Source organism: Paraburkholderia sp. JHI869, assembly GCF_038900775.1.
In the GTDB taxonomy this organism is placed as follows: domain Bacteria; phylum Pseudomonadota; class Gammaproteobacteria; order Burkholderiales; family Burkholderiaceae; genus Paraburkholderia.
Genome location: NZ_JAYMSC010000020.1, coordinates 151,879 through 160,880 on the forward strand (window position 1 = coordinate 151,879; position 9,002 = coordinate 160,880).

The 9,002-nt window shown below is 68.4% G+C and carries 10 protein-coding genes; 3 read left to right on the forward strand and 7 right to left on the reverse strand.

Features of this window, described 5'->3' with window-relative positions; all coding sequences use genetic code 11:
• Positions 1–69 precede the first annotated feature (69 nt).
• From VSR72_RS28905 to VSR72_RS28935, 7 genes are all read right to left on the reverse strand, one after another.
• Positions 70–702: an alpha/beta fold hydrolase gene (locus VSR72_RS28905; protein ID WP_342955739.1), complete on the reverse strand. Its 633-nt coding sequence runs from the start codon at positions 700–702 to the stop codon at positions 70–72.
• 35 nt (positions 703–737) lie between these two features.
• The gene (locus VSR72_RS28910; protein WP_321907556.1) at positions 738–1,064 is read right to left on the reverse strand and encodes a (2Fe-2S) ferredoxin domain-containing protein; all 327 of its coding nucleotides are present in this window, start codon (positions 1,062–1,064) and stop codon (positions 738–740) included.
• A gap of 178 nt (positions 1,065–1,242) precedes the next feature.
• Positions 1,243–2,610: a VanZ family protein gene (locus tag VSR72_RS28915; RefSeq protein WP_342955740.1), complete on the reverse strand. Its 1,368-nt coding sequence runs from the start codon at positions 2,608–2,610 to the stop codon at positions 1,243–1,245.
• 81 nt (positions 2,611–2,691) lie between these two features.
• Positions 2,692–3,345, reverse strand: a complete 654-nt coding sequence (locus VSR72_RS28920; protein ID WP_342955741.1) for an ABC-type transport auxiliary lipoprotein family protein — start codon at positions 3,343–3,345, stop codon at positions 2,692–2,694.
• Positions 3,346–3,431: 86 nt separating this feature from the next.
• Positions 3,432–4,397, reverse strand: coding sequence for an MlaD family protein (locus VSR72_RS28925; RefSeq protein ID WP_342955742.1), 966 nt, complete (start codon positions 4,395–4,397; stop codon positions 3,432–3,434).
• A gap of 64 nt (positions 4,398–4,461) precedes the next feature.
• A complete protein-coding gene (locus tag VSR72_RS28930; RefSeq protein ID WP_342955743.1) occupies positions 4,462–5,397 on the reverse strand; it encodes an ATP-binding cassette domain-containing protein in 936 nt (311 codons plus the stop codon).
• Positions 5,394–6,527 (reverse strand): ABC transporter permease, encoded by a 1,134-nt coding sequence (locus tag VSR72_RS28935; RefSeq protein WP_342955744.1) that lies wholly within the window; start codon positions 6,525–6,527, stop codon positions 5,394–5,396. The genes VSR72_RS28930 and VSR72_RS28935 overlap by 4 nt, the downstream gene beginning before the upstream one ends.
• Positions 6,528–6,868: 341 nt before the next feature.
• On the opposite strand from VSR72_RS28935, the gene VSR72_RS28940 reads away from it, so the two are divergent.
• From VSR72_RS28940 to VSR72_RS28950, 3 genes are all read left to right on the forward strand, one after another.
• On the forward strand, positions 6,869–7,780 hold the full coding sequence (locus tag VSR72_RS28940) for a biotin--[acetyl-CoA-carboxylase] ligase (RefSeq protein ID WP_342955745.1): 912 nt from the start codon (positions 6,869–6,871) through the stop codon (positions 7,778–7,780).
• Entirely contained in the window at positions 7,777–8,580 is an 804-nt protein-coding gene (locus tag VSR72_RS28945) for a type III pantothenate kinase (protein WP_342955746.1), read from the forward strand. The genes VSR72_RS28940 and VSR72_RS28945 overlap by 4 nt, the downstream gene beginning before the upstream one ends.
• Positions 8,581–8,653: 73 nt before the next feature.
• The gene (locus VSR72_RS28950; RefSeq protein ID WP_342955747.1) at positions 8,654–8,893 is read left to right on the forward strand and encodes a hypothetical protein; all 240 of its coding nucleotides are present in this window, start codon (positions 8,654–8,656) and stop codon (positions 8,891–8,893) included.
• Positions 8,894–9,002: the final 109 nt, after the last annotated feature.

Here is a 9,002-nt window from a genome sequence, read left to right on the forward strand (position 1 = left end):
CGGCATTCGACGCATGACGAACGCCTTGCATCAGGCCCCGAAACATCGCGGCCCGATGCAAATGCGTCGTCAGCGCCACGCTTCGACGATGACGCGCTTCAGGATGTGCAGCTTGCGATGCAGGAAGTGTTCTGCCCCCGGAATCACGACAATCGGCAATTCCTGCGGGCGGGCCCACTCGTACACCGAGAGAATGGGCACGGTGTCGTCGAGTTCGCCGTGGATCACGAGCGTGTCTTCGCGCACGGGCGCGACTTCCCAGCGGCTCGCCGCGGTGCCGACGAACACCATGCGCTCGATCGCGCCGCCCGCTTCGAGATAGCGCTTCGCGACGTGCGAGAGCACGAAGGTGCCGAACGAAAACCCCGCGAGCACGAGCGGCACGTCGGCCTGGCCCGGTTGCGCGCGCATGTAGTCAATGAGTTCGAGCAGATCGTCCTGCTCGCCGATGCCGTTGTCGTGCGTGCCGGCCGTTTCGCCTACGCCGCGAAAGTTCGAGCGGTAGGTCGTGTACCCAAGCTGCACGAGCGTGCGCGCGAGCGTTTGCGCGACCTTGTTGTCCATCGTGCCGCCGAAGAGCGGATGCGGATGCGCGACGAGCGCAATGCCGCGCGGCGTCGTGCCGGCGTCGGGCACGTCGAGCGCGCATTCGATCTTGCCGACGGGACCGTCGATCTGGAATTTTTGTGTCTGGGCGTTCATCGTGCGGCAGTCCTTATCGGTCAATCTGCGGCCAGTTAGCGGTCGATTTTCAGGCGCTCGACCACCTGGCCGTTCTGCAGATGCGAGACGACGATTTCGTCGATATCGCTCTCGTCGATATACGTGTACCACGTGCCTTCCGGATACACGACGACGGCCGGGCCTTCCTCGCAGCGGTCGAGACAACCCGCCTTGTTGATGCGCACCTGGCCTGGGCCTGCGAGGCCAAGCTGCTTCACGCGTTTTTTCGCGTACTCCTGCATGGCTTGCGCGTTGCAGTTCGCACAGCTCGGGCGGTCCGCGCCAGGCTCGCGCTGATTCAGGCAGAAAAAGACGTGGTACTTGTAGAACGAATCGGTCATGGCGTGGGGCACCGGTGAGTGTCGTGCAGTGAGCGCAGGCTTGCTGAAAGCGCGTGGCCCGCCTGAGGCGTTACATGAGGCATTGCATTACGTTGAAATGCGCGCGAGCGTGGCTGCGCGGCGATGCGGTCGATTATAACGAGCGTGGCGTGAACGCTCAGATGAGCCCCGCGACCGTTCACGCGTCGTGGCGAGCGCGCTTCGCGGCCCGGCGAGCGCGCCGCACGAGCCACGCGCGTTCGAGCGAAAACGCCGTCCACGCGAGCGCGGCCCACGGCCATGTCCATGCGAGCCAGCGCGCGAGGCCATTGAAGTGCAGGTAGCGGCCCTGGCGCCAGTCCGCGAGCACGACGTCGAAATACGGGTTCACGGGCAGCACGTTCGCGAACACGAGGGCCGCAGCAAGCGCGAGCGTCGCCGCCGCCGCGCGCACGGCGCGTGGCAGGCGCAGTGCGAGAAACGCAAGCAACGTGCCCCACACGAGGCCCGCGAGTGCCCCCGGTGTCGCCCAGTCGAAGATGAGCCCGCTTTGCGACTGCAGAAAGGTCGCGCCCACCTTGACGACGAGGGTAACCGCAATGAGCGCGATGACGAGCCGCGCACGCGGCGCGCGCGAGCGCATGGGGAGCGTGGCGAACGCCGCCGCACCGAACAGGTTCAGCGTCGTGACGATCGCCTCCCAGCCGCTATCGGGCAGACGCGCGGCGAGCATGTCGGGCAGCGAGCGCAGATGCCAGGCGGCGGGCGTCCAGGCGAGCACGGCGTCCTGCATCGAGCCGTCGAGGCGCTGCCACAGCGCGCGCGCCCACTCGCCCAAGCCAAAGAGTCGCGGCGTGGGATACATCGTCGCGAACGGCCAGAGCCCCGCGAGCACCATCAGCACGGCCGCGTCGCGCTCGAACCAGCGAAAGCGCAGGCGGCGCAGGAAGCCGCGCTCGAGCAGCGCGCCGGTGGCGGGCGCCGCGACGAGCGCGCCGAGCAACGCACCGAGCGCATTCGAGGCGAGATCGAGATTGGACGCGACACGCGTGGGCAGCCAGGTCTGCACGGCCTCCATCACGCCCGAGAGCAGCGTGCCCGCGACCGCGGCGAGCAGCACCGCGAGCAAGCCGCGCCAGCGCGGCCACGCGGCGAGCACGACGAGCGCGCCGAACGGCATGTAGCCGAGCACGTTGGTGACGATGTCGAAAACCGTCCAGTAGCGCGGCCACGGATCGCCAAGATAGGCAAAGGGACTGAGGCCGAGCGAGCGCCAGCCGGAGAACGGATACCACGAGCCGTAGACGATCAGCGCGGTGTAGAGCGCGAGCGACTGGCGCGAGAGCGTCGAGGCCTGGCGCGGCAGCGGCTCGCGTGCGGGGGCGGGCGTCGGGGATGACGACGCGGACGCGGGCGTAGCCGCATGCGGCGCAGGTGTGTCGCCGCTGGCGATCGCACCGCGCTCTTCGCCTGCGCCCGGGCCACCGCTTTGGCCACCCTCGTCGCCGTCCATCCCGCGCCGCCCGCCGTGCGGGGCGCGCAGCCGGAGCCGTCCCGCTTCGATCATGCCGCTATCCCGCCCTTGCCCCCAATGCCACGCCGCGCGCCGTCATCGCGGCGCGCCTGTATCTGCCCCTCGACGCCCCCCTCAAGGCGTGCCCGCCAATGACTGCGTGCTCAGCCACGCACCCAGCTGGTTCGCGAAATCGTCGCTGGCCGCCTGCAGCGCGCGCACGCCGCCCGCGGCGTCCGGCGTCGCCGCCGGGGCACGCGTGGCGAACGAGCGCTGCGCCAGCACCTTGCCGCCCTGCATGAGCGTGGCGCGCGCCGCCAGCACGCCCGCGCTTTGCGTCTCGCTCTCGAACACCTGCTCGAACTCGTACAGCTCGACCTTGAGCATCGGCGCATGCACGGCGTCGCCGCCCGCGACCACAGTCGCATAAGCGCCAAGCGACGTGCGCAGGCGTTCCGTGAGCAGCCGCGCGGGCGACATCGTCCAGCGGCTGTTCGCGTAGCGTGCCGTGCGCTGCGAATCGAAATTCATGCGGTAGACGATGCCGTCGTTTTCGAGCGGCGGCGGCGCACTGACAGCCAGCACCTTCAGCAGTGGCTTGGCCCCCGGCGCCGCGGGGGCGGCCTGCGCACCCTGCACCGCCTGCGACGACTGCAACCCGAGGTCGTAGCGAACATCGTTGATCGAAGACGGACTGCCCGCGCAGGCGGCCAGGAGCGCACCGAGCGCGAGCGCCGCCAGCCATGCGGCGCGTTGCATCGATCGTGGCAGGCGTGAAGTACGTGACATTGCGTTTCCTTCTTGGGCGCGCGGCGCAGGCGCCGCGCGAAAGTGCATCGAATGGTGCCGCGTAAGGCCGCACACGGGAGCGCGACTTACTTCGTCCCCGCAGCGGACGGCCACGCAAAGCCCGGCTCGCCGGGCCCGGGTGCGGGCTGCGGCGCGCCGCCGAACAGCACGCTGCGCGGGCTCATGCTGAAGGTGCCCGCCGCGCGGTCCACGGAGCGCATGGCTGAGCGCACGTCGTCGGTGAGCGAGTCCACACGCGGCAGCGTGTCGTAGCCCACGCGCGCCGAAAGCTCCTGGATCGAGGCGTCGATCGAGGTCAGCGCCGCGCCCGCCTGGGCCGCCGCCGTGCCGGCCTTGTTCAGGTTGGTCTGGAACGGGCCGTCCGGGCGGTTCATGCTCGTGACGAGCGTGTTGGTGGACTGCAGCGTGCGCTGCAGCTCGGTCACCGCGCCCGGCAGTGCCTTCGTGGTGGGCTGGAGCTGCTGGGCGAGCACGTTCACGCTGCTCGCGGCCTGCTGCAGGCTGTTCACGGCCTGCATCACCTGCTTGCGGTTGTCTTCGGAGAGCATTTGGTCGATGTCGCCCGCGATGTTGTCGAGCTTGCGCAGGAGCGCGTCGCCGCGGCGCTGGAGCTGATCGAGCAGGCCTGGGCGCAACGGCAGCTCGGCCACATGCGCCAGCGAAGAATGCAGCGGCGAGAGGTCGATGCCGTTGTCGTCGAGCTGCACGAACGCGATGCCCGTCACGCCCTGCAGCGCGAGCGAGCCGAAGGTGGAGCGCGTCATCGGCGCCTTCTGGTCGACGAGAATGCGAATGCGGATCTGGCCCGGATGCTGGGTATCGAACTTGATCGACTGCACCTTGCCCACGTCGATCCCGCGAAAGCGCACCGCCGCATCCGGATAGAGGCCCGTCACGCTCGAGCGCGAGATGAGGTCGTACGGCACGCGCACGGCGCGGTCTGCGCTGAAGAAGATGACGACAAGCGCGATCACGATGAGAAGCACTATCGTGAACATGCCCGCCCAGAACGCATGCGGTTTGTTTTCCATCGTCAGATTCCTTCTTTGGCGGCCGCGAGGCGCTGGCTAAGCCGGTTATTGTCGTGCGCGGGCCCTACCACGGCTTGTACCCCACCGCCGCGGGAGCGAGCGCCGCCGGCGGCAGCTTCGCGCGCCGCTCGGGCGGCAGCGCCTGGAGCGCGCGCCGACCGCGCATGCCCAGAAAGTACTCGCGGATGAACGGATGATCGACGCTCGCCGCCTCCTCCACTGGCGCCGCCACGAGCACCCTGCGCTCGGCGAGCACGGCCACGCGCGTGGAGAGCGCGACCATGGCGTCGAGGTCGTGCGTGACGAGTACCACCGTGAGGCCCAACGCCCGGTGCAGCGTGCTGATGAGCTCCACCACTTCGTCGGAGGAGCGCGGGTCGAGCCCGGCCGTGGGCTCGTCGAGAAAGAGCAGTTCCGGCTCCAGCACGATCGCGCGCGCGAGGCCCACGCGTTTGATCATGCCGCCCGAGAGCGCGGCCGGCATCTTCGAGGCGTGCTTGCACGGCAGCCCGACCATTTCGAGCTTGAGCATCACGATGTCGCGCAGCAGGCCGGCCGGCACCTTGCCGAGCTCACGCACCGGCTGGGCGATGTTGTCGAACACCGTGAGCGACGAAAAGAGCGCGCCTTGCTGGAACAGCATGCCGGTGCGCGTGCGCATGAGGCGGGCGTGCTCGGCGTCGATGGTCGTGATGTTTTCGCCGAACATCTTGATGCTGCCCGAGGTCGGCTTCTCGAGCCCGAGGATCTGGCGCACGAGCGTGGTCTTGCCCGAGCCCGAGCCGCCCACGAGCGTGACGATCTCGCCGCGGCGAATCTCGAGGTTCAGATGCTGATGGACGATGTTGCGCCCATAGCGCTTCGAGAGGTTGTGGACCTCGATCACCGGCTCGCCGATTGTCGGCAGCGGGAGATCCTGGGCGACCTCCTTGAGCGGCGTGGTGATCGTGCCGGTCGTTTTCGTCTCGATCGTCGTTACCGTCGTGCCAGTCGTGCTCATGAAAGCCCCACGTTCTGGAACAGGATCGCGAACACGGCGTCGGCGAGGATCACGATCGTGATCGACGTGACGACTGACGTGGTCGTGCCCTCGCCCAGGCTCTGCGAATTCGCCTTGATGCGAAAGCCGAAGTGACAGCCCACGATCGCCACCAGCATGCCGAACGCCACTCCTTTGCCGAGGCCGATCCACACGTTGGCGATCGGCACGACGCTGGGCATCGAGCGCATGAACCACGAAATGTCGATGCCCAACACGATCTTCGCCGCGATCGCGCCGCCTAGCAACGCAATGATGTCGGTCCAGATCACGAGCAGCGGCATGGCGACGCCGAGCGCGATGACGCGCGGCAGGATGAGGCGCAGCCCGTGCGAGATGCCCATCACGCGCATGGCGTCGAGTTCTTCGGTCACCCGCATCACGCCGATCTGCGCGGTGATGGCCGAACCCGAGCGCCCCGCCACGAGAATCGCCGAGAGCACGGGCCCGAGTTCGCGGATCACCGCGAGACCGAGGATGTTGACGATGAACTGGTTCGCGCCGAACAGCCGCAATTGCTGCGCCGAGAGGTACGACAGCACGATCCCGATCAGAAACGCGACGAGCGCCGTGATGGGCAGTGCGCGCGCGCCTGCGTTGTAGATGTTCGCGGAAATCTCGATCCACGGTGTGACCTTCGGCTTGCGCAGCACGAGCAGCAGATCGAGGATCACGCGCCCGAACATGGCGATGCCGCCGTACAGGTGGTCGAAGAACGAAAAAATCGCGAGACCGAGCTGCGTGACCGGATCGATCCGTACAACGCGCTCCGCCGGCTCGCGCACGGAATCGAGCAGCGCGATGCGCTCGAAGATATCGCGCTGCGTTTGCGTGAGGTCAACGAGATCGGCGGGAAGCTTGTGGCCCCAGACGCGCCAGAGCGCCTGGCCGCCCACGTGGTCCATGCGCTCCACGCGCGAGAGGTCCCATTCGCCGACGCGCTCTTCGGCGAGCGCGCGCAGCCGCACTGCCGCGCCGCCCTGGTCGCGGTCGCGCGCGAGCGCGAGCGCTGTCCACTGGCCAGACAGGCGCACGGTCTTTCCGTGGGTGCCGGCCGAGACTTCAAGGCCGGGCGGCGTGTCTTGATTCAAGGGTAAGCACTCGACGGACGGGGTGAGCAAACATTGTAGCGAACGCGCCCCGTTTCGTCGGGCCGAAAGCGCACAGCCGACAGTCACAACCGAGACGCACTGTGGACAAATCTCTGGATAACTTGTGGACTGCCTGTGGGCGAGCTGTGAATTGCCTAAAGATTAAGCAAATTGCAAGGAAATCGGCGGCGCGATGGTCACCATCGGACACCTTCGAGCCTGTGGATGATTCCGTGGATAACCTGTGGGCCGCCTGTGGGTGGCATGTGAATTACCCACATTTCGGGTCAAACCCGGCGTTGCGGCCTGCCGCCCGCGTCCCAGCCACTACAATATGAGACATGAATGCGACGCCCCCCACCCCCGATACTCCGAGCGCCGACGACTGGCGCATCGACCGCAACCGCGCGATTACGCTGTTCGGCCCGGCCGCGCACGACTGGCCCATCGAGATCGTCGAGGAAACCGGCTCGACCAACGCCGACCTCATGGCGCGCCTGAAGGCGCTGCCGCAAAAGCGCGACGCGCTCGCGCGGCCGATCGTGCGCGTGGCCTATCTGCAAACAGCCGGCCGCGGCCGGCGCGGCCGCACCTGGGTCGCGCAGCCCGGCGACGCGCTGCTGTTCTCGATCGGCTGCGTGCTGCCACGTCCGATCGAAGGACTTGCGGGCTTGAGCCTCGCCATCGGCTCGGCGCTGGTGGACGGCCTGCGCACGCTGCCCGTGACGGCGCCCGGACAAATCGCGCTCAAGTGGCCCAATGACGTGCTGCTCGAAGGCGACAAGCTGGTGGGGATCCTCGTGGAGACGGCCTGGACCACCGCCGACGCCACAGCGGTCGTGATCGGCATCGGCACGAACGTGCGCGGCGAAGATGCGCTCGCCGCCAAGGTCGAAGCGCTCAACGCCGCCGGCGGCAGCGCGGCCGTCGTGCCCGGCACGACGCCCACGGCGCTCTCGCGCGCCTGGCCGAACGCCAATCTCACCGACACGCTCGCCGCCGAACTCAACGCGCTCGAAGCCGCGCTGCAACGCTTCGGCGCGGCGGGCTTCGCGCCCTTCCAGGCGCGCTGGAACGCGTGCCACGCGTACGCGGGCCGCGAGGTCGCCATCTACGAGCAAGGCCGGGAGCTGCTGCGCGGCACGGCGGCCGGCGTGGACGAGCGCGGCCAGTTGCTCGTCGATACGCCGACCGGGCGCGAGACTGTCACGGCCGGCGACGTGTCGCTGCGGCTCGCGGACAGCGGCGCATGAGCCGCGGCCCCTTCCTCCTGATCGACGCAGGCAACAGCAGGATCAAATGGGCGCTCGTCGCACAGGACGGGTCGCGCCTGCATGCGGGTGCGATGGATCACATGCGTGATGACGGCGCGCCATCCACGCCCGCCCCACGTGATGAGGCCGGTTGCGAGGAATGGGCAGCGCTGCCCCGGCCCACTGGCGCGTGGATTTCGAACGTCGCGGGCGCGTCAGTCGGGGAGCGCCTCGACGCGCTAGTCGAGGCGCACTGGCCCGGTCTCACGCGCACGGTCGTGCGGGCCTGCGCGCAGCAGTGCGGCGTGACGAACAGCTATGCGACACCCGACTCCCTCGGCAGCGACCGCTGGGCGGGCATGATCGGCGCGCACGCCGCGTATCCGGGCGAGCCGCTCCTGATCGCGACGTTCGGCACGGCCACCACGCTCGAAGCGCTACGCGCCGACGGCACGTTCGTGGGCGGCATGATCGCGCCGGGCTTCACGCTCATGATGCGCTCGCTCGGCGAACACACGGCGCAACTGCCCGTGGTCGCCGGCGGCATGGCAGATGCTGCGCAACCGGGCATCGCCTTCGCCACCGACACGCGAAGCTCGATTTCGGCGGGCTGTGCGCTTGCGCAGGCGGCGCTGATCGAGCGCGCCTGGGCCGATTTACAGGATGCGTGGAGAATGCCGGTGCGGCTCGTGGTGAGCGGCGGCGCCGCGGCCGAAGTGACAGCGGCGCTCAAGGTGCCGCATACTCGCCACGATGCACTGGTGCTTTCGGGCCTGGCGCTCATCGCGGCGCAGTGCTGAAGAGCGCTTCGCCGCCGCGGCGCCCATATCTGGCCCTGAAACTGAACGAACGATTTCGAAGGAGCTTCACACGATGCTGCGCTGGCTGATCGCCATTCTGATTCTCGCCAACGGGCTGGCCTTTGCGGCCATTGCCGGCATGTTCGGCCCGACGCCCTCTTCGGGTACGCGCGAAACCCAGCACCTGAACCGGCAGATCCACCCCGAGCGGCTCGTCGTGAAGGCAATCCGGCCCTCCGAATCGGCCGACGTGCCGACCGTCGGCGGCCCGGTGGCGGAACCGGCGGTGCAGGCGTCGACCTTGACGCAATAAGGCAATAAGCTGCGCTTCAAACGCAACCGGCCGGAGGCCGGGCGCGCCCCCGCCTTGGGCGGCCCGGCCTCCGGCCGGTTTTGCATGGTCCGCCCGCACGGTGTGAACG

Bases quoted from the DNA above. Each gene is read 5' to 3' on its own strand.
- VSR72_RS28910 (WP_321907556.1), bottom strand. From the start codon at position 1,064: ATGACCGATTCGTTCTACAAGTACCACGTCTTTTTCTGCCTGAATCAG.
- VSR72_RS28940 (WP_342955745.1), top strand. From the start codon at position 6,869: ATGAATGCGACGCCCCCCACCCCCGATACTCCGAGCGCCGACGACTGG.
- VSR72_RS28920 (WP_342955741.1), bottom strand. From the start codon at position 3,345: ATGTCACGTACTTCACGCCTGCCACGATCGATGCAACGCGCCGCATGG.
- VSR72_RS28915 (WP_342955740.1), bottom strand. From the start codon at position 2,610: ATGATCGAAGCGGGACGGCTCCGGCTGCGCGCCCCGCACGGCGGGCGG.
- VSR72_RS28950 (WP_342955747.1), top strand. From the start codon at position 8,654: ATGCTGCGCTGGCTGATCGCCATTCTGATTCTCGCCAACGGGCTGGCC.
- VSR72_RS28930 (WP_342955743.1), bottom strand. From the start codon at position 5,397: ATGAGCACGACTGGCACGACGGTAACGACGATCGAGACGAAAACGACC.
- VSR72_RS28925 (WP_342955742.1), bottom strand. From the start codon at position 4,397: ATGGAAAACAAACCGCATGCGTTCTGGGCGGGCATGTTCACGATAGTG.
- VSR72_RS28945 (WP_342955746.1), top strand. From the start codon at position 7,777: ATGAGCCGCGGCCCCTTCCTCCTGATCGACGCAGGCAACAGCAGGATC.
- VSR72_RS28905 (WP_342955739.1), bottom strand. From the start codon at position 702: ATGAACGCCCAGACACAAAAATTCCAGATCGACGGTCCCGTCGGCAAG.